General features: G+C 62.3%; 22 protein-coding genes. 14 read left to right on the forward strand and 8 right to left on the reverse strand.

Features of this window, described 5'->3' with window-relative positions:
- Positions 1–60 precede the first annotated feature (60 nt).
- The 8 genes from ACP7EW_RS21800 (at position 61) to dctM (ending at position 8,640) form a co-directional block, all read left to right on the forward strand.
- On the forward strand, positions 61–879 hold the full coding sequence (locus ACP7EW_RS21800) for an FAS1-like dehydratase domain-containing protein (RefSeq protein WP_426219625.1): 819 nt from the start codon (positions 61–63) through the stop codon (positions 877–879).
- Positions 880–907: 28 nt separating this feature from the next.
- Positions 908–2,071, forward strand: a complete 1,164-nt coding sequence (locus tag ACP7EW_RS21805; RefSeq protein ID WP_269130807.1) for an acyl-CoA dehydrogenase family protein — start codon at positions 908–910, stop codon at positions 2,069–2,071.
- Between the two features lie 10 nt (positions 2,072–2,081).
- On the forward strand, positions 2,082–3,431 hold the full coding sequence (locus tag ACP7EW_RS21810; RefSeq protein ID WP_426219627.1) for an MmgE/PrpD family protein: 1,350 nt from the start codon (positions 2,082–2,084) through the stop codon (positions 3,429–3,431).
- 9 nt (positions 3,432–3,440) lie between these two features.
- A complete protein-coding gene (locus ACP7EW_RS21815; protein ID WP_426219629.1) occupies positions 3,441–4,634 on the forward strand; it encodes a CaiB/BaiF CoA transferase family protein in 1,194 nt (397 codons plus the stop codon).
- 18 nt (positions 4,635–4,652) lie between these two features.
- The gene (locus ACP7EW_RS21820) at positions 4,653–5,468 is read left to right on the forward strand and encodes an HpcH/HpaI aldolase/citrate lyase family protein (protein ID WP_269130804.1); all 816 of its coding nucleotides are present in this window, start codon (positions 4,653–4,655) and stop codon (positions 5,466–5,468) included.
- A 102-nt stretch (positions 5,469–5,570) separates the two neighbouring features.
- On the forward strand, positions 5,571–6,554 hold the full coding sequence (locus ACP7EW_RS21825; RefSeq protein WP_028616372.1) for a TRAP transporter substrate-binding protein: 984 nt from the start codon (positions 5,571–5,573) through the stop codon (positions 6,552–6,554).
- A 173-nt stretch (positions 6,555–6,727) separates the two neighbouring features.
- Positions 6,728–7,360, forward strand: a complete 633-nt coding sequence (locus ACP7EW_RS21830; protein WP_033896622.1) for a TRAP transporter small permease — start codon at positions 6,728–6,730, stop codon at positions 7,358–7,360.
- A complete protein-coding gene (gene dctM / locus ACP7EW_RS21835) occupies positions 7,360–8,640 on the forward strand; it encodes a C4-dicarboxylate TRAP transporter large permease protein DctM (protein ID WP_033896621.1) in 1,281 nt (426 codons plus the stop codon). Before ACP7EW_RS21830 ends, dctM begins: the two co-directional genes overlap by 1 nt.
- A 21-nt stretch (positions 8,641–8,661) precedes the next feature.
- Here the strand turns inward: dctM and ampC are convergent, their stop codons facing one another.
- Positions 8,662–9,804: a class C beta-lactamase gene (gene ampC, locus ACP7EW_RS21840; RefSeq protein ID WP_426219632.1), complete on the reverse strand. Its 1,143-nt coding sequence runs from the start codon at positions 9,802–9,804 to the stop codon at positions 8,662–8,664.
- 131 nt (positions 9,805–9,935) lie between these two features.
- Between ampC and ACP7EW_RS21845 the strand changes: the two genes are divergently transcribed.
- Entirely contained in the window at positions 9,936–10,811 is an 876-nt protein-coding gene (locus ACP7EW_RS21845) for a LysR family transcriptional regulator (protein ID WP_426219634.1), read from the forward strand.
- Here the strand turns inward: ACP7EW_RS21845 and yghX are convergent.
- Positions 10,808–11,695 (reverse strand): YghX family hydrolase, encoded by an 888-nt coding sequence (gene yghX / locus ACP7EW_RS21850; protein WP_178952293.1) that lies wholly within the window; start codon positions 11,693–11,695, stop codon positions 10,808–10,810. The two genes, ACP7EW_RS21845 and yghX, sit on opposite strands and share 4 nt — an antisense overlap.
- 43 nt (positions 11,696–11,738) lie before the next feature.
- Positions 11,739–12,233: a PaaI family thioesterase gene (locus ACP7EW_RS21855; RefSeq protein WP_426219637.1), complete on the reverse strand. Its 495-nt coding sequence runs from the start codon at positions 12,231–12,233 to the stop codon at positions 11,739–11,741.
- Between the two features lie 134 nt (positions 12,234–12,367).
- On the opposite strand from ACP7EW_RS21855, the gene ACP7EW_RS21860 reads away from it, so the two are divergent.
- Entirely contained in the window at positions 12,368–12,922 is a 555-nt protein-coding gene (locus tag ACP7EW_RS21860; protein ID WP_426220291.1) for a YceI family protein, read from the forward strand.
- On the opposite strand, the gene ACP7EW_RS21865 is transcribed toward ACP7EW_RS21860, so the two are convergent.
- The gene (locus ACP7EW_RS21865; RefSeq protein ID WP_426219639.1) at positions 12,919–13,809 is read right to left on the reverse strand and encodes a DMT family transporter; all 891 of its coding nucleotides are present in this window, start codon (positions 13,807–13,809) and stop codon (positions 12,919–12,921) included. The two genes, ACP7EW_RS21860 and ACP7EW_RS21865, sit on opposite strands and share 4 nt — an antisense overlap.
- A 90-nt stretch (positions 13,810–13,899) precedes the next feature.
- Between ACP7EW_RS21865 and ACP7EW_RS21870 the strand changes: the two genes are divergently transcribed.
- Positions 13,900–15,225 (forward strand): PLP-dependent aminotransferase family protein, encoded by a 1,326-nt coding sequence (locus ACP7EW_RS21870; protein WP_426219641.1) that lies wholly within the window; start codon positions 13,900–13,902, stop codon positions 15,223–15,225.
- Between the two features lie 28 nt (positions 15,226–15,253).
- On the opposite strand, the gene ACP7EW_RS21875 is transcribed toward ACP7EW_RS21870, so the two are convergent.
- Positions 15,254–15,685, reverse strand: coding sequence for a nuclear transport factor 2 family protein (locus ACP7EW_RS21875; protein ID WP_426219643.1), 432 nt, complete (start codon positions 15,683–15,685; stop codon positions 15,254–15,256).
- A 247-nt stretch (positions 15,686–15,932) separates the two neighbouring features.
- Between ACP7EW_RS21875 and ACP7EW_RS21880 the strand changes: the two genes are divergently transcribed.
- Both ACP7EW_RS21880 and ACP7EW_RS21885 read left to right on the forward strand, forming a co-directional pair.
- Positions 15,933–16,151: a DUF6434 domain-containing protein gene (locus ACP7EW_RS21880; RefSeq protein WP_426219645.1), complete on the forward strand. Its 219-nt coding sequence runs from the start codon at positions 15,933–15,935 to the stop codon at positions 16,149–16,151.
- Complete coding sequence (locus ACP7EW_RS21885) at positions 16,148–16,618, forward strand: RidA family protein (protein WP_061437212.1); 471 nt, start codon at positions 16,148–16,150, stop codon at positions 16,616–16,618. The genes ACP7EW_RS21880 and ACP7EW_RS21885 overlap by 4 nt, the downstream gene beginning before the upstream one ends.
- A gap of 169 nt (positions 16,619–16,787) precedes the next feature.
- On the opposite strand, the gene ACP7EW_RS21890 is transcribed toward ACP7EW_RS21885, so the two are convergent.
- Positions 16,788–18,497, reverse strand: a complete 1,710-nt coding sequence (locus tag ACP7EW_RS21890; protein ID WP_426219647.1) for an amidase — start codon at positions 18,495–18,497, stop codon at positions 16,788–16,790.
- A 54-nt stretch (positions 18,498–18,551) separates the two neighbouring features.
- Positions 18,552–19,340 carry a helix-turn-helix domain-containing protein gene (locus ACP7EW_RS21895; RefSeq protein ID WP_426219649.1) on the reverse strand — a complete coding sequence of 263 codons (789 nt, stop codon included), beginning with the start codon at positions 19,338–19,340 and terminating at the stop codon, positions 18,552–18,554.
- Positions 19,341–19,424: 84 nt separating this feature from the next.
- Here ACP7EW_RS21895 and ACP7EW_RS21900 point away from each other — a divergent pair, with 84 nt between their 5' ends.
- Complete coding sequence (locus ACP7EW_RS21900; protein ID WP_426219651.1) at positions 19,425–19,730, forward strand: DUF2834 domain-containing protein; 306 nt, start codon at positions 19,425–19,427, stop codon at positions 19,728–19,730.
- A 100-nt stretch (positions 19,731–19,830) separates the two neighbouring features.
- Here the strand turns inward: ACP7EW_RS21900 and ACP7EW_RS21905 are convergent, their stop codons facing one another.
- Positions 19,831–20,754, reverse strand: a complete 924-nt coding sequence (locus ACP7EW_RS21905) for a sugar ABC transporter substrate-binding protein (RefSeq protein WP_426219653.1) — start codon at positions 20,752–20,754, stop codon at positions 19,831–19,833.
- Positions 20,755–20,764 lie beyond the last annotated feature (10 nt).

Raw genomic sequence — 20,764 nt, forward strand, 5'->3', positions numbered from 1 at the left:
GAACGGCGATAGGCTTGCATGATCCGGGGCAGACACTCACTGCCCGAGGACCTGCACCCGATGAGCGCCACCGATTGGATCGGCCGAAGCGAAACCGCCCACGACCACCTCAGCCATAACCTGCTCAAGCGCATTGCCGCCACCTTCGGTGAAAAAGTGCCCGAAGACGGCTCGGACATCCCGCCGTTGTGGCAGTGGTGTTTCTTCCAAGACCCGCTGCCGGAAACCGCGCTAGGCAGCGACGGTCACCCGGCCCGTGGCGGTTTCCTGCCGCCGGCTGACAACCGCAACCGCATGTGGGCCGGTGGGCGCATCGAGTTTCTGCAGGCACTGCGGGCCGGTGAGGCGGCGACCCGTGTGTCGACCATTACCCAAGTCGAAGAGAAAACCGGTCGCACCGGTTCGCTGCTGTTTGTCACCGTGCGCCACGACTATTCCCAGGACGGTCGCCTGGCAATCCGTGAGGAACAGGACATCGTCTACCGCGAACCCACACCGCCCAAATCCGGCAGCGGTGATGCGCTGGAGCAGGGCGAATGGTCTGAAGCCGTCGATCCCACGCCCACCCTGCTGTTTCGCTACAGCGCCGTGACCTTCAACGGGCATCGCATTCACTACGACTACCCCTATGTCACCGGCACCGAAGGCTATTCAGGCCTGGTGGTGCATGGGCCGCTGATCGCCACCCTGAGCCTGCGCGCATTCTGCCGCGCCAACCCTGGCGCCACCCTGCGCCGTTTTGCCTATCGCGGCGTGCGCCCGTTGATTGCGCCACAGCCATTTGAAGTGGGCGGCCGTGTGACCGAAACCGGTGTTGCGCAGCTGTGGGCCGGCAATGCCCAGGGCCTGGCGCAGCAAGCCAGCGTGCATTTCGAATAATCCAAGAACAACAGGCGGAGAGCCGTTAATGAACCCCAATGACAATGAAGAACTCAATGCCATCCGCGAAGGCGTGCGCGCTTTGTGCGCCGAATTCGATGCCGCGTACTGGCGCAGGATTGATGAGGAAAAAGGCTTCCCCGAAGCCTTCGTCAAGGCACTGACCGACGCCGGCTGGCTGTCGGCGATGATCCCCGAAGAGTACGGCGGCTCCGGCCTGGGCCTGGCGGAAGCCTCGGTGATCCTTGAAGAAGTGAACCGCTGCGGCGGCAACTCCGGCACCGTACATGGCCAGATGTACAACATGTTCACCCTGTTGCGGCACGGCAGCGAGGCACAGAAACGCTTCTACCTGCCCAAGCTTGCGAGCGGCGAATTGCGCCTGCAATCCATGGGCGTGACCGAGCCCACCACCGGCACCGATACCACCAAGATCAAGACCACCGCGATAAAACGTGGCGACAAGTACGTGATCAACGGCCAGAAAGTGTGGATCTCGCGGATCCAGCATTCCGACCTGATGATCCTGCTGGCGCGCACCACGCCATTGGCCGAAGTGAAGAAAAAATCCGAAGGCATGTCGATCTTCCTGGTGGACCTGCGCGAAGCCATTGGCAACGGCCTGACCGTGCAGCCCATCGCCAATATGGTCAACCACGAAACCAACGAGCTGTTCTTCGACAACCTGGAGTTGCCGCTGGACAGCCTGATCGGCGAAGAGGGCAAGGGCTTTAAATACATCCTCGACGGCCTCAACGCCGAGCGCACGCTGATCGCCGCCGAATGCATCGGTGATGGTCGCTGGTTTATCGAAAAGGCCAGTGCTTATGCCCGCGACCGCGTGGTGTTTGGCCGGCCTATTGGGCAGAACCAGGGCGTGCAGTTCCCGATTGCCGAAGCGCATATCGAGATCGAAGCGGCCGACCTGATGCGTTGGCGTGCCTGCGAGGAATACGACAGCGGCGCCAATGCCGGGGCCAGCGCCAACATGGCCAAGTACCTGGCGGCCAAGGCATCCTGGGAGGCGGCCAACGCCTGCCTGCAAACCCACGGCGGTTTCGGCTTTGCCTGCGAATACGACGTGGAGCGCAAATTCCGCGAGACGCGCCTGTACCAAGTGGCGCCCATCTCCACCAACCTGATCCTGTCCTACGTGGCCGAGCATCTGCTCGAACTGCCACGCAGCTTCTGAGGGCCTGACCATGAGCCATACCCAAGCCTTGTGTCGGTTCCTCGCCGAGCTGAACTACGCGCAACTGCCGGAAGACGTGCTGGCGCGCACCGAAGATTTGTATCTGGATTGGCTGGCCTCGGCGCTGGCAAGCCAGGGCGCGCACCCGATTCCGTTGTTCGAGCTTTATGCGCAGAAAATGGGCCCCAGCAGCGGTCCGGCGCAGGTGATCGTCAATGGCGGCAGCACCAGCGCGTATTTCGCCGCGCTGGTCAACGCGGCTTCATCCCATCTGGTCGAGCAGGACGACCTGCACAACAGCTCCGTGCTGCACCCGGCGACCGTGGTATTTCCAGCAGCGCTGGCGGCCGCCCAGGACCTCGGCAAATCCGGCCGCGATTTGCTGCTGGCGTCGGTAGCCGGTTATGAAGCGGGTATTCGCATCGGCGAATTCATGGGCCGTTCCCACTACCGTATCTTTCACACCACGGCCACCGTCGGCACGTTGGCGGCGGCGGTGGCCGTGGGCAAATTGCTTGAATTCAACGAAGAACAATTCATCAACCTGCTCGGCAGCGCGGGCACCCAGGCGGCCGGCTTGTGGGAGTTCCTGCGCGATGCCGCCGATTCCAAGCAACTGCACACGGCGAAAGCCGCGGCGGACGGCTTGCTCGCCGCTTACCTGACGGCGGATGGCCTGACCGGCGCGCGCAATATTCTGGAGGGCGATCAAGGTCTGGCGGCCGGTATGTCCCGTGATGCCGAGCCTGCCAAGTTGTCCGCCGACCTGGGCAGCCGCTGGGCGTTGCTGGAAACCTCGTTCAAGTTCCACGCCTCATGCCGCCACACCCATCCGGCCGCCGATGCGCTGTTGGATTTGATGCAACGCGAAGGCCTGCACGCCGAACAGATCGCCCACGTGGAAACACACGTGCACCAAGGCGCCATCGATGTACTGGGCCGGGTGAAAGTACCGACCAGCGTGCACCAGGCCAAGTTCTCCATGGGCACCGTGCTGGGCCTGATTGCCGTGCATGGCAAGGCCGGGCTCACCGAGTTCCATGAGCTGGCGTTGACCGATCCAGCGGTCTCGGCGTTTCGCGACAAGGTCAGCATGACCCTCGACCCCTACGTCGACGGTGCTTACCCGCAACGCTGGCTCGGTCGCGTCACCGTCACCACGCTGGATGGCCGCACGCTGCACGGCGCCATCGACGAGCCCAAAGGCGATCCGGGCAACACCCTGAGCCGTGAGGAGTTGGCTGATAAATTCCAGCGTCTCAGCCAGTTCAGCAACGCCCGCACACCGGCCCAGGCCAATGCCCTGATCGACAAGGTCTGGGACCTGCGCAACGTCGCATCCATGGCCGACTGGCTTTGAGGAACTGTCATGACTAACCCAAGACCGCTGGACGGCATCACCGTTGTCAGCCTGGAACACGCGATTGCCGCGCCATTCTGTACCCGTCAACTGGCCGACCTGGGCGCCCGCGTGATCAAGATCGAACGCCCTGGCGCCGGTGACTTTGCCCGTGGCTACGACGAACGCGTGCGTGGCCTGGCCTCGCATTTCGTGTGGACCAACCGCTCCAAAGAAAGCCTGACCCTGGACCTCAAGCAGGACGAGGCGGGCACTATTCTCGAGACCTTGTTGGCTGACGCCGACGTACTGGTACAGAACCTCGCACCCGGCGCCGCCGCGCGCATGGGCTTGTCGTTCGAGGCGCTGCATGCGCGCTTCCCACGCCTGATCGTCTGCGATATTTCCGGCTATGGCGAAGGCGGGCCGTACGAAAAGAAAAAGGCCTATGACCTGCTGATCCAGAGCGAAGGCGGCTTTCTCTCCGTCACTGGCGGGCCTGGCGACGACCAGATGGCCAAGGCCGGTTGTTCCATCGCGGACATCTCGGCGGGCATGTACGCCTACAGCGGCATCCTCTCGGCGCTGCTGTTGCGCGGCCAGACGGGGAAGGGCAGCCGCATCGATGTGAGCATGCTGGAAAGCCTGGTGGAATGGATGGGCTACCCGATGTACTACGCGTTCGACGGCGCACCGCAGCCACCGCGTGCCGGGGCCGCGCACTCGACGATCTATCCCTACGGACCGTTTCCCACCGGCGACGGCGGCACGGTAATGCTCGGCCTGCAGAATGAACGCGAATGGGCGGCGTTCTGCGACAAGGTGCTGCTCACCCCGGCATTGGCGACTGACGAGCGTTTCTCCGCCAACTTCAAGCGCTCGGCCAACCGCGACGTGCTGCGCCAGATCATCGTGGACAGCTTTGCGCAGTTGGATGCCGAGGCGGTGATCCAGCGCCTGGAAGACGCGCAGATCGCCAGCGCCCGGGTCAACGATATGCAAGGCGTGTGGGACCACCCGCAGCTCAAGGCCCGTGACAGTTGGCGCGAAGTCGACAGCCCGGCCGGTGCGTTGCCGTCACTGTTGCCACCGGCGCGCAATGCTGCGTTCACCCCGCGCATGGACGCTGTTCCAGGTTTGGGGCAGCACAGCCAAGGCATTCTCGAAGGGCTCGGTTACGCCGCAGACGCCATCGACGGCCTGCGCACGCGCGGTGTGATTTAACCATAAGGAATTCAACAGATGCCCAAGCCATTGGTACGTTCGGCGTTGTTTGTACCCGGTAGCCGACCGGAGCGATTTTCCAAAGCCTTGGCCAGCGGTGCCGACGCGGTGATCGTGGATTTTGAGGATGCGGTGGAAGAGCCGCTCAAGCGCCAGGCGCGGGATAACCTTGGGGCGTTTTTGACCGCCAACCCCGCCGCCCAGGTGTGGGTGCGGATCAACGCGCCGGAACATGCCGAGCACTTTGAGGATGTGGCGTTCTGCAAGGCCCATCCGAATGTGGCGGGCGTGCTGTTGCCGAAGGTCGAAAGCGCAGCCCAGGTCGCCGTGGTGGCGGCCACCGGCAAAGTCATCTGGCCGATCATCGAGAGTGCGCGGGGTTTGCTGGCGGTGGCCGAGATCGCCCATGCAGCGCAGGTAGAACGCCTGTCGTTCGGCGGGTTGGACCTGGCGCTGGACCTGAACCTGAGCAGCCATTCCCCGGCCGCGCAGTTCGCCCTGGACCAGGCGCGCCTGGCGTTGATCGTGCACTCCCGCGCAGCTGGCCTGGTTGCACCGCTGGACGGCGTGCACCCGGCCATTGACGACCCCGAAGGCCTGCGCCGCTCGATTCGGCATGCCTATGAGATGGGGTTTGCCGGCGCGTTGTGTATCCACCCCAAGCAGGTGGCGGTGATTCACCAGGCGTTGGCGCCCAGCGCCGAAGACCTGGCCTGGGCCCAGCGGGTGGTGGAGGCCGGCGCCCATGGGGCAGGGGCCTATCAGATCGATGGGCAGATGGTGGATGCGCCGGTGTTGCTGCGCGCGCAACGGCTGCTGGCGGCTCAGATCTAGCGTTCGCCCAGACCGAACGCAGGTATCAAAAAATCGAAATTCACTACACGCGTGACATCAGGCACCTTGCCCTACAACACAACAATAAGAAGGTGATTTCCCATGCTCAAGCTTTCCCGGGCGCTGCTGTGCGCCGCCACCTTGTTTGCCGCGGGCCTGGCCCAGGCGGCGGACCCGATTGTCATCAAGTTCGCCCACGTGGTTGCCGAAAACACCCCCAAAGGCCAGGGCGCGTTGCTGTTCAAGAAACTCGCGGAAGAACGCCTGCCCGGTAAGGTCAAGGTCGAGGTGTACCCGAACTCGTCGCTGTTCGGCGATGGCAAGGAAATGGAAGCACTGCTGCTGGGCGACGTGCAGATGCTCGCGCCGTCCCTGGCCAAGTTCGAGCAGTACACCAAGCAAGTGCAGATCTATGACCTGCCGTTCCTGTTCAACGACCTCGCTGCGGTCGACCGTTTCCAGGCCGCCCAGGGCAAGGAATTGCTGACCTCCATGCAGGACAAGAACATCCTCGGCCTGGCCTATTGGCACAACGGCCTCAAGCAACTCTCGTCGAACAAGGCGCTGCATGAGCCCAAGGACGCCCGTGGCCTGAAATTCCGCGTGCAGGCGTCAAGCGTGCTGGAAGAGCAGTTCAAGGCGATCCGCGCCAACCCGCGCAAGATGAGTTTTGCCGAGGTGTATCAAGGCTTGCAGACCGGCACCGTAAATGGCACCGAGAACACCTGGTCGAACTACGAAAGCCAGAAGGTCAACGAGGTGCAGAAGTACTTCACCGAGTCCAACCATGGCCTGATCGACTACATGGTGATCACCAACGCCAAGTTCTGGAATGGCCTGCCACCGGATATCCGCAGCACGCTGGAGCAGATCATGGTCGAGGTCACCGTCGAGGTGAACAAGCAGGCCGAAGCGCTGAACCAGTCGGCCAAGCAGAAGATCGTCGATTCCAAGACCAGTGAAATCATCGAACTGACCCCGGAGCAACGCCAGCTGTGGCGCGAAGCCATGCGCCCGGTGTGGCAGAAGTTCGAGGGTGAGATTGGGGCTGACCTGATCAAGGCGGCGGACGCGTCCAACCAGTAAGCGCGGGTGGTACCGAGCGCCAATGTGGGAGCGGGCTTGCTCGCGAAAGCGGTGGGTCAGTCACCAGGGTTATCAACTGACAGACTGCATTCGCGAGCAAGCCCGCTCCCACATTTAGAGCCGGTTCCATCCTGAGCCTTGCATAACCCATCTCATTTTCGCGAGGTTTTGCCATGCAAACGCTAAGGCGCGTCTGGGAGCACCTGGAGGAAGGTTTTATTGCCTTCCTGCTGGCCGCCATGACCCTGGTGACATTCGTCTACGTCATGCTTAACAACATCTACACGCTGTTCTTTGCCCTGGCTGACAAGTGGGCGTTGAGCAGCAACTTCTTCAATGCCCTGGGCGATCACACCATGACCTGGGCCCAGGACATGACCTGGAGCGTGGCGCTGACCAAGGCCATGTTCGGCTGGCTGATCTTCTTCGGTATTTCCTATGGTGTGCGAACCGCCGGCCACCTTGGCGTGGATGCACTGGTGAAGCTGACCAAGCGCCCGGTGCAACGCGTGCTCGGCATGCTCGCCTGCCTGTGCTGCCTGGCGTATGCCGGGCTGTTCATGGTCGCCAGCTACAAGTGGGTGAGCGCCGTGATGGGCGCGCACATCGGCGCAGAAGACCTCGACCAGTACGGTGTGGATGTCGGCGACATCGTGGTGATCGTGCCTATCGGATTTGCCATGGTCTTCATCCGTTACCTGGAAATTTTCTACCGCATCTTTACCCACCGTCAGGTCGGGTTGGGGCTGGCCGACGAGGCTGGTGAGGCCAGCAAATTGGCCGGCAGCCATGAGGAGCGTCACTGATGGCCGTGCTCTGTCTATTCCTGTTGTTGTTTGTGTTCATGTTCCTCGGCGTGCCCATTGCGATTTCCCTGGGCCTGTCCGGCGCCGTGTCGATCCTGATGTTCAGCCAGGACTCGGTGAGTTCCCTGGCGATCAAGCTGTTCGAGACCTCTGACGCCTATACTTTCCTGGCGATTCCGTTCTTCCTGCTCTCCGGCGCGTTCATGACCACCGGCGGTGTGGCGCAACGGCTGATCGACTTTGCCAACGCCTGTGTCGGCCATATCCGTGGCGGCCTGGCGATTGCGGCGGTGCTGGCGTGCATGCTGTTTGCGGCGCTGTCCGGTTCGTCACCGGCAACGGTGGCGGCGGTGGGCTCGATTGCCGTGGCGGGCATGGTGCGTTCCGGTTACCCGAAGGAGTTCGGCGCCGGGATCATCTGTAACGCGGGCACCTTGGGCATCCTGATTCCGCCGTCGATCGTGATGGTGGTGTACTCGGCGGCCACCGAAACCTCGGTCGGCAAGCTGTTCATGGCCGGGGTGATTCCGGGATTGCTGCTGGGCCTGATGCTGATGATCGCGATCTACATCGTCGCGCGCATCAAGAAGCTGCCAGCCCAGCCACGGGCGACCTTCCGCGAGTGGCTGACCTGCGCGCGCCGTGCGTTCTGGGGCCTGTTGCTGTTGGTGATCATCCTCGGCGGCATCTACAGCGGCATGTTCACCCCGACCGAAGCGGCGGCGGTGGCGGCGGTGTACTCGGCGTTTGTTGCGCTGTTCGTCTACAAAGATATGAAGCTGCGCGATTGCCCCAAGGTGCTGCTGGAGTCCGGGCGTCTGGCGATCATGCTGATGTTCATCATCGCTAACGCCATGCTGTTTGCCCATGTGCTGACCACCGAACAGATTCCCCAGGAAATCACCGCGTGGGTGATCTCCGAAGGGCTGACGCCGATTGGTTTCCTGATCATGGTCAACGTGGTGCTGCTGGTGGCGGGCAGCTTCATGGAGCCTTCGGCCATCGTGCTGATCCTGGCGCCGATCTTTTTCCCGATTGCCATGAAGCTGGGCATCGACCCGATTCACCTGGGCATCGTGATGGTGGTGAACATGGAGATCGGCCTGGTGCATCCGCCGGTGGGGTTGAACCTGTTCGTGACCTCGGCGGTGACCGGGTTGAGCCTGGGACAGACCATTCGTGCGGCGTTGCCGTGGTTGATGATCTTGTTGGTGTTCCTGATCATGGTCACCTACTTGCCGTTCATCTCCCTTGCACTGCCGCACTGGCTCGGTATGTAACCGGCTACCGGGTTCTGGGGATCAGTGGTCCAGCGCGCTCAAGATCGCATGGGCCACTTTCACCCGTTCGGCATTTGGGTAGTTCTTGTTCGCCAGAATCACCACGCCTATATCCTTGCTCGGTACATACGCCACATAGGCACCAAAACCTCGGGTTGAACCGGTCTTGTTGTACAACACGTTCGCGGGCTGTACCTGGGCTGGGGCCAGCCACTTCACCGTGTGCGGTTCCATCGCCATCGGTGTGGAGTTGCCATCAATCAATGCTTGCTGCTCGATCGGGTAGGGGTAGTACTCCCAGCCCAGGCCCTGTGTGGTGCCGTTTACGGTGTAGTAACCGGTTTGCGCGATGGCGATGGCTTGTTGCAGGGGCTTCTCCAGCGTCTGCGGGTGCATGTTCACCATCACGTAGTGCGCCAGGTCCTGGGTGCTGGTCTTGATGCCATAGGCTTCGCTGTCCAGCGCACCGGGGCCGACGCGTACGGGTTTCTGATCCTTGTCGTAGCCTTGGGCATAGGTGTCAGCTTTGTCGGCAGGCACGCTGACATGGGTGTTCTTCAGGCCCAGCTTGGGCAGCAGGGTGTTTTCCATGACTACATTGAATGGCTGGCCCAGGCTTTTTGCGCTGAGGTAGCCGAACAGACCGATGCTCGGGTTGGAATAAAGACGCTGTGCACCGGGCGCGTACGTGGGTTTCCAGTGTTGGAAATAGCCGAGCATGGTGTCGGCGTTGTCGGCGGCGTCCGGGAACTGCAGCGGCAGACCGCCGGCGGTGTAGGTGGCCAGTTGCAACAGGCTGATGCGGTCGAACGCGCTGCCCTTGAGTGCCGCCAGGTGCTGGCTGGCCATGTCCGAAAGCTTCAGCTTGCCGCTGGCCTCGGCATAACCTCCCAGCGTCGCGGTGAAGGTTTTGCTCACTGAGCCGATCTCGAACAGCGTGTCCTGAGTCACCGACTGCTGGTTGTCCTTGTTGGCAACGCCGTAGTTAAAGTATTGCACCTTGCCTTTGTTCACCACGGCCACCGACAGACCGGCGATGCCTTGCTGCTGCATCAGGGGTTCAATGCTGCCGTCCACGACCTGGCGCAGGTCGGTGGCAGCCATGCAGGTGCCGGACCCGATAAACAAGGCTGAAAAAAGGAAATTTCGTACGCTGGAGTTCATGGTGGTTCGCTTCCATGTAAATGATGCACTGTTGATCGGCGCCTGCGCAGGCGACGCAAATCTAGTCAGGTTCCACCCTCGCGGCAAACGATGATATCTTGCATCTACCATTAGAAAATCTAGGGTCTAGCATGCTGCGCTCCCATTTGCCCCTCAACGCCCTGCGCGCGTTCGAGGCTTCGGCCCGTCACCTGAGCTTCACCCGGGCGGCCATCGAATTGTGCGTGACCCAGGCGGCGGTGAGCCATCAAGTCAAAAGCCTGGAGGCGCAACTTAATGTCACATTATTCAAGCGCCTGCCACGGGGCCTGATGCTGACGCGCGAAGGTGAAACCCTGTTGCCGGTGTTGCGCGAATCCTTTGATCGTATCGCCCATACCCTCGGCCAGTTTGAAGGCGGTCACTATCGCGAGGTCCTCACCGTAGGGGCCGTCGGCACGTTCGCGGTAGGTTGGTTGCTGCCGCGTCTGGCGGATTTTCAACGTCGTTACCCGTTTATCGACCTGCGCCTGTCCACCCACAACAACCGTGTCGACGTGGCGGCGGAAGGCCTGGATTACGCGATCCGCTTCGGCGCGGGTGCCTGGCACGGCACCGACGCCTGCGAGTTGCTGCAAGCGCCTCTCACCGTACTCTGCGTGCCGCAGTTGGCCGAGCAACTGCACGCGCCGCAAGATTTGCTTAAACACACCTTGCTGCGCTCCTACCGTACCGATGAATGGAGCCTGTGGTTCCAGGCTGCCGGTTTGCCCGCCGATACCCTGGTGCCGCGCAGTATCGTGTTCGATTCTTCGTTGGCGATGATGGAAGCCGCCTTGCAAGGCATCGGCGTGGCACTGGCGCCGGCCATGATGTTTTCGCGGCAATTGGAGAGCGACGTGATCCGCCAGCCGTTCGACGTCGGCATCAGCACGGGTAGCTATTGGTTGACGCGTTTGCAGTCGCGGGCTGAAACGCCAGCGATGCTGGCGTTCAAAGGGTGGATGTGTGAACGCGTAAGCGCTTAAACCAAGTATTTATTGAACCAACCGAGCGTCCTTTCCCACGCCAGATTCGCCGCCGCCTCGTCATAGCGTGGCGTCGAATCATTATGGAAGCCGTGGTTGGCGCCCTTGTAGATATACGCTTCATACGTAGTGCCGGCGGCCTTGAGCGCCTGCTCATACGCCGGCCAACCCTCGTTGATCCGCGTGTCCAGTTCACCGAAGTGCAACATGATCGGCGCCTTGATCCGGGGCACGTCCTTGGCCTCCGGCTGGCGTCCATAAAACGACACGGCCGCGCCCAGTTCCGGGTAGGCCACCGCCGCCGCGTTGGTCACGCCGCCGCCATAACAGAAGCCGGTAATCCCGACCTTGCCGGTGCTGCTGTCGTGGTGCATCAGCCATTCGATGGCGGCGAAGAAGTCATTCATCAACTTGGTTGGGTCGACGGTCTGTTGCAGCGCCACGCCTTTTTCGTCATTGCCGGGGTAGCCGCCCACCGAGGTCAGGCCATCCGGGGCCAGGGCGATGAAGCCGGCCTTGGCCAGGCGTCGGGCGACGTCTTCGATGTAGGGGTTGAGGCCGCGGTTTTCGTGGACCACCACCACCGCCGGCAGCTTGCCCGTGGCCTTGGCCGGGCGCACCAGGTAGCCGCGCACCGTGCCGTTGCCTTTGGGCGATGGGTAGGTGATGTAGTCGGCGACGATGTCCGGGTCGGTGAATTTCACCTGCTCGGCCAGCGCGTAGTTGGGGCTCAGGGCCGCGAGCAGGGCCGAAGCGGTGAGGCCGCCAAAGGTGAACAGCGCAGCGCGGTCGAGAAATTCGCGGCGGTTGATCTTGCCGTGGGCGTAGCCGTCATAGAGTTCCAGCAGTTCGGGGGCAAAGTCTTTCGCGGTGAGACGAGTCATCGGTGCATCCTCGATTAGCGGTGGCGGTCAATGTAGCCCAGGATCAGCCCTCGCGACCATGGGCGGCGGCGGCCAATTGGCCGGTGTCGACACGCACGAAGATCGAATCGCCGATGGCGGTCAGCACGTCACCGGCGTACACCTCGCAAATCACGCGGGTCTTGCGTCCCACGTCACCGTCAACCCGCGCGCGCAGGGTGAGGGTGATACCCATGGGCGTCGGCTTGATGAATTTGATGCCCAGGTTGCCGGTGACGCAGTCGATGCGCGGCAGGCTGCCGGGCTCGCGGCCTTCGGCGCGGTAGTGGTAGGCCATGGCGGTCCAGTTGGAGTGGCAGTCCACCAGCATGGCGATCAGGCCGCCGTAGACCAGGTCGGGCCAGCCGCTGTAGTGGGCCTCGGGCAGGTGTTCGGCGACCAGATGGATACCGTCCGCGTCCCAGCGGCTCTTGATGTGCAGGCCGTGGGGGTTGCTGCCGCCGCAGCCGTAGCAGATGCCTTCCGGCGCGGTGATGTCCTGGAGTGAGGGGGCGTGCATGCAGCGTCCTTATTATGGGTGGGGCGACTACTCTGTTTAGCAGGACAAACGCCCGAATGGAATAAATCCCTGGTATGGCGTGTTAGTTCAGTACCTGTGTCCTTTCCTTTGTGGAGCGTTGCATGAAACGTCTTATGTCCCCGGTCGTCGTACTGGCCTTGATCCTTGCGTATGGTTCCAGCGCCCAGGCGGTGGAGTACAAGGACGTCAACCGCACCGCCAGCCAGATCAGCTTCACCTACAAGCAATTGGGGCAGCGGGTGTACGGTACGTTCAGCGAGTTTGAAGGCACCTTAACCTTCGACACGCAAAAGCCGGAGACCGGGCATGCCTTGCTCAAGATCCAGCTGGCCAGCATCGACGCGGGTAGCCCGGACGCGAATGACGAGCTGCAACGCGCGTCCTGGTTTGATACCGCGACGTTTCCGGTGGGTGTGTACGAGTCCACCGGCGTCAAAGCCTTGGGCGACAACCGCTACACGATCAGCGGCAACCTGACCATCAAGGGCACCACGCGTCCGGTGGATGTGGACGTGGTGCTCAAGGAGCAGAGCGGCATTGGCGTGTTCGACGGTGAGTTCGTCCTCAAGCGTGGTGACTTCAAGATCGGCGAGGGTGAGTGGGCCGGCAACAGCGTGGTGTCCAACGACATCAACATCAAGTTCAAGATGGTCGCACCGCAGCGTTAACGGGCGAACCGCTTCGCGCCGGCCACGCAGCCGATCACCGCAACCGTCACCAGCACCATGCCCAGGCTGACCTGCTCATGCAGCAGGCCCGCCGCCAGCGCCAGGCCGAAAAACGGTTGCAGCAACTGCAACTGGCCGACGGCGGCAATGCCACCCTGGGCCAGCCCGCGATACCAGAACACAAAGCCGATCAACATGCTGAACAGTGACACGTAGCCCAGGCTCAACCAGGCGGGCAGGCTGATGGCGCTGAAGGTCGACGGCGCGAGCATCAGGCTCAGCGGCGCCACCACCGGTATCGACACCACCAGCGCCCAGCAGATCACCTGCCAACCGCCCAGGCTGCGCGAGAGCTTGGCGCCTTCGGCATAACCCAGGCCGCACACCAGTACCGCCAGCAGCATCAGCAGATCGCCGGCCGGTGCGGCGCTCAAGCCTTGGGCCACGGCATAACCCATCACCAACCCACTGCCCACAATCGAGAACAACCAGAACACCGGACGCGGCCGCTCGCCGCCGCGCAACACGCCAAACACTGCGGTGGCCAGAGGCAGCAGGCCGATGAATACGATGGAGTGGGCCGAGGTCACGTATTGCAGCGCCAGGGCGGTGAGCAAGGGAAACCCGATCACCACGCCGAGGGCGACAATCGCCAGCGGCACCCACTGATTGCGCGCGGGGCGTTTTTCCTTGAACAGCCACAGCAGGATCACGCCAAGGAAGGCGGCGATCGCGGCACGAACCATGGTGAGAAACACCGGGTCGAATTCCATCACGGCCAATCGTGTGGCGGGCAATGAGCCGCTGAAAATCACCACGCCAATAAAGCCGTTGACCCAGCCCAAAGTGCTGGTATCCAGGGTGTTGAGGGGGGATGTACGTTCCATGAGGGAGTGCCCGTAGCCGGAGGGGTTGCGTTCTGGCCATCCTAGGGGCGAGCATTAGGACAATCAAAAAATTGTCATGGATACATCCCAATGCCACGCGCCCGCTACAAGTCCCTGGTCGATTCCTTTGCCGAAGCCATCCGCAGCGGCAACATGCTGCCCGGCACGCGTCTGCCGACGCACCGGCAACTGGCCGCCGAGCACGGCCTGGCGCTGGTCACCGCCAGCCGCGTATACACCGAGCTTGAAGCCATGGGCCTGGTCAGCGGCGAAACCGGGCGTGGCACCTTCGTGCGCGAGATCGCGTTGCCGCCAGGGCAGGGCAGTGGGCAGATGACGGTGACGGCGGGCATGCTCGACCTCAATTTCAATTACCCCTCGTTGCCGGGCCAGGCGGAGCTGTTGCGCACGGCGTTGCGCCAACTGGCGCTGTCTGGCGACCTCGAAGCACTGTTGCGTTACCAGCCCCACGCCGGGCGCCTGCATGAGCGCGCAGCCTTTGCGCGGCATTTGCTCAGTCGCGGGCTCAGTGTCGACGCCGAGCAGGTGCTGCTGGTCAGCGGCGCCCAGCATGGCCTGGCGGTGACGATGATGGCGCTGCTCAAACCCGGCGATGTGATTGCGGTGGATGCGTTGACCTATTCGGGGTTCAAGGTGCTGGCCGAGACCCTGCACCTGGAAATTGTCGCGATCCCTGTGACGCCGACCGGCCCTGATCTGGAGGCCTTGCACAACCTGTGTCGCAAACGGCCGGTGCGCGCCGTGTACAGCATGCCGACTCTGCACAATCCCCTCGGTTGGGTAATGGCTCTGTCCCAGCGCGAACGGCTGGTGTCCATCGCCCGTCAGCACAATCTGATGATCATTGAAGACGCGGCCTACGCGTTCCTCGCTGAAGACGCACCGCCACCGGTGGCGACGCTAGCGCCAGAACGCACGGTGTACGTGGGCGGGCTGTCGAAAAGTGTCGCGACCGGCCTGCGCGTGGGGTTTATCGCGGCGCCGATGGAATGGGTAAAGACGCTGGAGCGCACCATCATGGCCACTACCTGGAATGTGCCCGGTGTGATGAGCGCCATAGCGGTGGCCTGGCTGGAGGATGGCACGGTGGCGCAGCTTGAGGCGCAAAAGCGCGAGGATGCCCAGGCGCGACAGGCCTTGGCCGCTCAGGTGTTCAAAGGGCTGACCACGATCAGCCATCCCTCGTCCTACTTCTTGTGGCTACCCCTGGCGGAAGACGCCCGGGCCGATCAGATCGCCATGGCCTTGCAGCGTGACAACATTGCCGTGTCGACCGCCGAGCCGTTTGCCGTCTCGGCGCATGTCCCGCATGCGTTGCGGTTGGCCTTGGGTTCGGTGCCGATCTCGGCACTGCGCGAAGCGTTGCTCAAGGTGCGCAAGGTGGTGGCGTGGTGAGCCGGTTTCAGCGGCTCACCGCAAGGTATCAGTACTTGTAGGCCTGACGTCCGATCAGCAGCCATTTGCCTTTTTGCTTCTGCCAGACCTGGAAGTTGTCGATGTCGGTAGGCACTTCAACACCGCTGTTCACGGCCAGGGCGTGGAAGTGGTTGCGTACCAGCGCGGTGTCGCCTTGCAGGATGATGGTCTGGTTTTGCATTTCCAGGGTCTTGAAGGCGCTGGTATGGGTTTCCAGGTCAGCGATGAATTGGTCTTTGTTCTGCACCTTGCCGCTGGAGTGGCCGTAGGTGAGCTTGTCGGCCGTCAGCGCGTGAAGCTGTTTGAGGTCCAGGTGCAGCATGGCTTGGGTCAGTTGGTCGACCGCTTGGGCCACATCCTTTTCGGCAGGGGCAGGCGCGGCTGCGACGTAACCGGTGAACAGGCACAGAAAACCGATCAGCACTTTGACGTTTTGCATGGGTGTTTCCTTATTGTTGTGGGGGGCTGGCACGACAGCTTAAGTCGTCGTACAACCATGCAATATTTCGGGTGAGGAAGGAAAGTGAAATTTCGAAATATCTTGAAAAGATTAGACTTGAAGGCGTTATAAACCACAGGTCGACTTATACGATGTCCCAACACATTGATTGAATCATGCCTCGCTTCCTGTGCCAGTAGCACATCGCTATGCTACTGCCGAAACCTGATACTGCCCGAGAGACAAAATGGATTTTGACTGGCACAGCGACACCCTTACCCGCGCCACTCCGGTAACCCCGCACTACAAAAACACTCAAAACGTACGCCGCTTCATGCGTGAGCACTGCGGCCCAGGGTTCAGGTTCGACCGGCCGTTCATGGCCTGGATCCGCAACGAGGTGCCCAAGACCCTGGGCGACGTGGTGGAGGAGTGGCAACGCCGAAACGAGGATTCACGCCCATGACACCCGACGAAAAATACCAGGCCGCCCAGCTACGCCTCGGCTATCAGCTGGATGAATTCAAAGTCGGTGGCAACTACACACCACTGGTCCGGGACGCCAACCACCTGTACATCAGCGGCCAGATTCCCCGGGTCGGCGATGCCATCGTGCTGCCGGGCAAGGTCGGAGACACCTTGACCTTGGCCCAGGCGCAAATCGCCGCCGGCATCAGCGCCTTGCGCTGCCTGGGTTTGCTCAAGCAGGCCTTGGGTTCGCTGGATCGGGTCAAGGCAATCCCGCGCATCACCGTTTACGTGCGCAGTGCCGAGGATTTTGATCAGCAGAGTGAAGTGGCCAACGGCGCGTCGGATTTGTTGCACGAGATTCTGGGTGCTGCCGGGGTGCACACGCGCACGTCGATTGGCGTGATGCAGTTGCCGAAATCGGCGGCGGTGGAGATCGACATGATTGCAGTGGCGCACGGCTGAGCCATCGATGCGGTAATCCTGTTGATTGCCGTGCTCCACATCGCCTGATTTGAAATACAGGCGAAAGTGTGGGAGCGGGCTTGCTCGCGAAAGCGGTGGATCAGTCAGCCTATTTGTGGCTGAAGGACCGTATTCGCGAGCAAGCCTGCTCCCACGTGTTTGACTGCGTTTAGCCTGCTGCCAGCGGCGGTGTACGTGGCGGAACCAGGCGCTTGCTGCCGGTTGCCTCATACGCCGACGCAAACCGCAGCAACGCCGAATCGTCATACGCCCGCCCGGCAAAGGTCAGGCCCACCGGCATGCCGATATCCGCCATCACGCCCATTGGCACGGTGACAGTCGGCACGCCGAGATGGCGGATCGCGAGGTTCCCGTTGGCCACCCACACGCCGTTGCTCCAGGCGATATCGGCAGAGGCTTCGTTCACATCGGCATCCGCTGGGCCTACATCAGCCACGGTCGGGAACAACACTGCGTCGAGACCGAGCGTGTCCATCCAGTCTTCCAGGTCGATGCGGCGGGTTTGCTCCAGGCCGCGCAGGCCGTCGGGGACCGTGCTGATCTCGTTCCACGGCGTGATACCGCGTTCGGCCATGCGCACGTATTCGTCCATGCCGGCGGCCAGATCGTCCTCACGGTTGGGCAGGGTGCCGGGGTCGTGGGGGAAGATCTTCGGCCCGTCCACATCCGCCAGGCGGTTGAGGGCAGGGTCGTTGTTGGCGCGCAGGAAGTCATCGAAGGCCCAGGCCGACAGCTCCCACAGTTCATCGTGGAGGAACTCTTTGGAGACCAGGCCACGGGTGAACACGGTGGGTGCGCCAGGGCGGTCGCCTTCGCAGTTGGACACCAGTGGGAAGTCCACATCGATCACTTCGGCACCGGCCGCAACCAGCGCCTGGCGTGCGTCGTTCCACAGGTCGATCACGCTGGCGCGGGTGTTGATCTTCTGCCCGGTGGGGCCGCCGATGCCGGGCTTTTCACTGGTGCCGGCGTCGGGGTCAGCATTGATATACATGCGTGGCACGCCAAAGCGTTTGCCGACGAGGGATTCGGCAGTCACGGCCAGTTCAGCGTAGGACGCCGGGCGCACCGAGGCGACGCTCGGGATCGGCACCCACGGCTGCAAACGCCAGAGGTCGCCACGGGTGTCCGGGTCTTCGGCTACCACCACATCGAGCACTTCCAGCAGGTCGGCCATGGTGCGGGCGTAAGGCACCACCACGTCCATGGTCGGTGTGAGCGGCCAGTTGCCGCGCACCGATATCACGCCACGGGACGGCGTGTAGGCACACAGGCCATTGTTGGACGCTGGACCGCGTCCGCTGGACCAGGTTTCTTCGGCCACGCCAAATGCGGCGAAACTGGCCGCGGTCGCAGTGCCAGCGCCGTTGGACGAGCCGGAGGCAAACGGCGCCGTCAGGTAGTCGGCGTTGTACGGGCTCTCCGCGCGGCCATACACGCCACGCTGCATACCGCCATTGGCCATCGGCGGCATGTTGGTCTTGCCCAGGCAGATGGCGCCGCCGCCGCGCAGACGCTCGATGGTGAACGCGTCACGCTGGGCGACCAGGTGGGCAAACGCCGGGCTGCCGGAGGCTGCGGTCAGGCCCTTGACCAGGTAACTGTCTTTGGCGGTGTAAGGAATGCCATCCAATGGCCCCAAGGTTTCGCCTTTGGCCCGGCGTGCATCGGACGCCTCGGCTTCTTTGAGGGCCTCGGGGTTGCGCACTACCACGGCGTTCAAGGCGGTGGCGGTCTGCGGGCCGTCATAGGCGTCGATCCGCGCCAGGTAGGCGTTGACCAGTTCAACGGCCGTGGTCTGACCGGATTCAAGCGCAGCGCGCAATTGGGCAATGGAGACTTCGGTAACTTGCATCACGTTTTTTTCGCCGCCTTCAAGTGGGGGTATGGCGGCAGTCTACGGACAGATATTTCACAAAACCAGCGCGGCATACTCCGCATAAGCGCCGCGCATCACCTGCCAGGTCGCCTCGTCCGCAGGAATCAGATGTTCGATCCGCAGGGAAGTAAGGGTGATGTCCTGGGGCATGCCAAACGTGGTGAAGGTGGACAAAAAGCTCAGTTCACCCTGGCATGAGCGCACACGGGTCAGTACCAGCGGCGGCATGTGTGCGGGCAGTTCGGTGTTGGCCGGAGTTGGCAGGCTTGCCAGCAGCGCGGCCAGTTCGGGATTGCCCAACGCCTCACGGGTGGCGCGCTGCCAGGCCAGGGTACGGATCTCCTCGGCATTGCTCAGGTGATCGCCCAGGCCGCCTGGCTGCAGCAGCGTCGTCAGCAAGTTCACGCCCTCAGCGGCATCCGGGCGGATGCCCGCTAATTCAAACAGCAGGCCGGTACTGGCATTCGCCGCCAGCACTTCCCACTGGCTGCCCAGCAGGATGGCAGGGGCCGGATTGTTGGTGTGCAGCACATGGCTGACGGCTTCGCGGATTGCCGCCATGGCGGGCGAGGCGAGCGGGGTGGCGGCATAACGCGGCGCATAGCCGGCGGCGAGGAAAACGCGGTTGCACTGCTCCAGCGGTGCCTCCAGCGTGGTCAACAGGTTGTGTAACGTGGCGGGACTCGGCTTGGCGCGACCGGTCTCGATGCAACTGAGGTGGCGCTGGGAAATGCCGGTGATCAGGGCCAGGTCGAGCTGGCTCAGCTTGGCGTGCCGGCGCAATTGGCGCAGGTGTTCGCCGGCAGTAGCAGGGTTGTCCATGGCGGAATCATGACCTCCGAGGTCATTGCGAGGGGCCGAACCTTATCACTAACGTGGGGCCTCTATCACGTCAAGGAAGAACCCATGAACAGTCGCTTTATCGCCCTGGCCGGTTTGCTGGGATTCTCGCTGTACACCCTGGCGACGATGCTGACGGCCGAACAGTCGCTGTTGGCCTTTGGTCGCGAATTGATGTCGCGGCCGGACACCGCGCAGGTGGTGATCGACCTGTACCTGATGGCGCTGCTGGCGTGTGTGTGGATGTACCGGGATGCGCAGCGGCGCGGGCGCTCGGTGGTTTCGTTGCTGCCGTACTTTGTGCTGACGGCGGTGTTTGTGTCGGTGGGGCCGTTGCTTTATCTGGTGGTGAATAGATCGCGACCGTCTTGACTTACATGCCATTCAAACAAGGGCGAACACAGTACCTGTGGCGAGGGAGCAAGCTCCCTCGCCACATTAGGTCGAGTCGCAGGAGAAATTGAGTGAGGTCTCAAGGGTTGAGAAACGCCTGGTAATTCTCCTTTGTGATCTGCTGATAAGGAATCGTCAGCTCAGCCGTGTACGGTTCCTTCTTCACCATCTTCACCGCCAGGTCAATCGAGCCCACCGCCTGGCCTTTATTGTCCTGGTACACCGTCACCAGTAACTGGCCCTTCTTGACCGCGTCCAACCCCGCTGGGCCGCCATCGCTGCCGGCCACCAGGATGTCCTTGCCCGGCTGCATGCCCGCCTGGCTGATTGCCATGGCCGCGCCGATCGCCATTTCATCGGCATTCGCCGCCACCGCATCGATTTTGCGCCCGGAGACGATCCAGTTGTTCATCAAGTCGATCGCCTTGTTGCGTTGCCACTCGGCGGTCTGCTCCTCGACGATCTTGATGTCGGGATACTCCTTGAGCACGGTCTTCACCCCCAGCGTGCGGTTGTGCGTGGCGTTGTTGGACAGCAGCCCGAGCATGATCGCCAGGTTGCCCTTGCCGCCCATTTTCTCGGCCAGGTAGCGCATCTGGATTTCACCGGCCTTGACCTCATCCGAGCCCACGTAGCCCACACCCGGTGGCAACTGCTGGGCATCCGGACGGCGGTTGACGTAGACCAGCGGGGTCTTGGCCTGCTGGGCATTGGCGGTCATTTTTTGTGTGGCCGCCGTGTCCACCGGGTTGACGATAATCGCGTCCATGCCCTGGGCCGTGAAGTTCTGCACTTGGTTCAACTGGCGGACCACATCGCCCTGGGCGTCTTCAAATTGCAGGGTCACGCCGGGGAGTGCCTTGGCGTGGGCGGCCATGTAGTCACGCATTTGCGCGAGGAAGACATCGTCGACCTGGGCGATGCTCACGCCGATACGGATATCGGCCAGCGCCCAGGGGCTGATTGCCAGGGTAAAGAGTGCCGCAAGAACTTGCTTCTTCATGGTGGTGCTC

It is taken from the genome of Pseudomonas sp. DWRC2-2 (genome assembly GCF_049897885.1).
GTDB classification, from domain to species: domain Bacteria; phylum Pseudomonadota; class Gammaproteobacteria; order Pseudomonadales; family Pseudomonadaceae; genus Aquipseudomonas; species Aquipseudomonas azotoformans_A.

Excerpts from the sequence above, each read along its gene's own strand:
- ACP7EW_RS21875 (WP_426219643.1), bottom strand. The coding sequence starts at position 15,685 with ATGCAAAACGTCAAAGTGCTGATCGGTTTTCTGTGCCTGTTCACCGGT.
- ACP7EW_RS21805 (WP_269130807.1), top strand. The coding sequence starts at position 908 with ATGAACCCCAATGACAATGAAGAACTCAATGCCATCCGCGAAGGCGTG.
- ACP7EW_RS21820 (WP_269130804.1), top strand. The coding sequence starts at position 4,653 with ATGCCCAAGCCATTGGTACGTTCGGCGTTGTTTGTACCCGGTAGCCGA.
- ACP7EW_RS21800 (WP_426219625.1), top strand. The coding sequence starts at position 61 with ATGAGCGCCACCGATTGGATCGGCCGAAGCGAAACCGCCCACGACCAC.
- ACP7EW_RS21895 (WP_426219649.1), bottom strand. The coding sequence starts at position 19,340 with ATGGACAACCCTGCTACTGCCGGCGAACACCTGCGCCAATTGCGCCGG.
- ACP7EW_RS21830 (WP_033896622.1), top strand. The coding sequence starts at position 6,728 with ATGCAAACGCTAAGGCGCGTCTGGGAGCACCTGGAGGAAGGTTTTATT.
- ACP7EW_RS21900 (WP_426219651.1), top strand. The coding sequence starts at position 19,425 with ATGAACAGTCGCTTTATCGCCCTGGCCGGTTTGCTGGGATTCTCGCTG.
- ACP7EW_RS21860 (WP_426220291.1), top strand. The coding sequence starts at position 12,368 with ATGTCCCCGGTCGTCGTACTGGCCTTGATCCTTGCGTATGGTTCCAGC.
- ACP7EW_RS21855 (WP_426219637.1), bottom strand. The coding sequence starts at position 12,233 with ATGCACGCCCCCTCACTCCAGGACATCACCGCGCCGGAAGGCATCTGC.
- ACP7EW_RS21810 (WP_426219627.1), top strand. The coding sequence starts at position 2,082 with ATGAGCCATACCCAAGCCTTGTGTCGGTTCCTCGCCGAGCTGAACTAC.
- ACP7EW_RS21885 (WP_061437212.1), top strand. The coding sequence starts at position 16,148 with ATGACACCCGACGAAAAATACCAGGCCGCCCAGCTACGCCTCGGCTAT.
- yghX (WP_178952293.1), bottom strand. The coding sequence starts at position 11,695 with ATGACTCGTCTCACCGCGAAAGACTTTGCCCCCGAACTGCTGGAACTC.
- dctM (WP_033896621.1), top strand. The coding sequence starts at position 7,360 with ATGGCCGTGCTCTGTCTATTCCTGTTGTTGTTTGTGTTCATGTTCCTC.
- ACP7EW_RS21825 (WP_028616372.1), top strand. The coding sequence starts at position 5,571 with ATGCTCAAGCTTTCCCGGGCGCTGCTGTGCGCCGCCACCTTGTTTGCC.
- ACP7EW_RS21815 (WP_426219629.1), top strand. The coding sequence starts at position 3,441 with ATGACTAACCCAAGACCGCTGGACGGCATCACCGTTGTCAGCCTGGAA.
- ACP7EW_RS21905 (WP_426219653.1), bottom strand. The coding sequence starts at position 20,754 with ATGAAGAAGCAAGTTCTTGCGGCACTCTTTACCCTGGCAATCAGCCCC.
- ACP7EW_RS21870 (WP_426219641.1), top strand. The coding sequence starts at position 13,900 with ATGCCACGCGCCCGCTACAAGTCCCTGGTCGATTCCTTTGCCGAAGCC.
- ACP7EW_RS21880 (WP_426219645.1), top strand. The coding sequence starts at position 15,933 with ATGGATTTTGACTGGCACAGCGACACCCTTACCCGCGCCACTCCGGTA.
- ACP7EW_RS21845 (WP_426219634.1), top strand. The coding sequence starts at position 9,936 with ATGCTGCGCTCCCATTTGCCCCTCAACGCCCTGCGCGCGTTCGAGGCT.
- ampC (WP_426219632.1), bottom strand. The coding sequence starts at position 9,804 with ATGAACTCCAGCGTACGAAATTTCCTTTTTTCAGCCTTGTTTATCGGG.
- ACP7EW_RS21865 (WP_426219639.1), bottom strand. The coding sequence starts at position 13,809 with ATGGAACGTACATCCCCCCTCAACACCCTGGATACCAGCACTTTGGGC.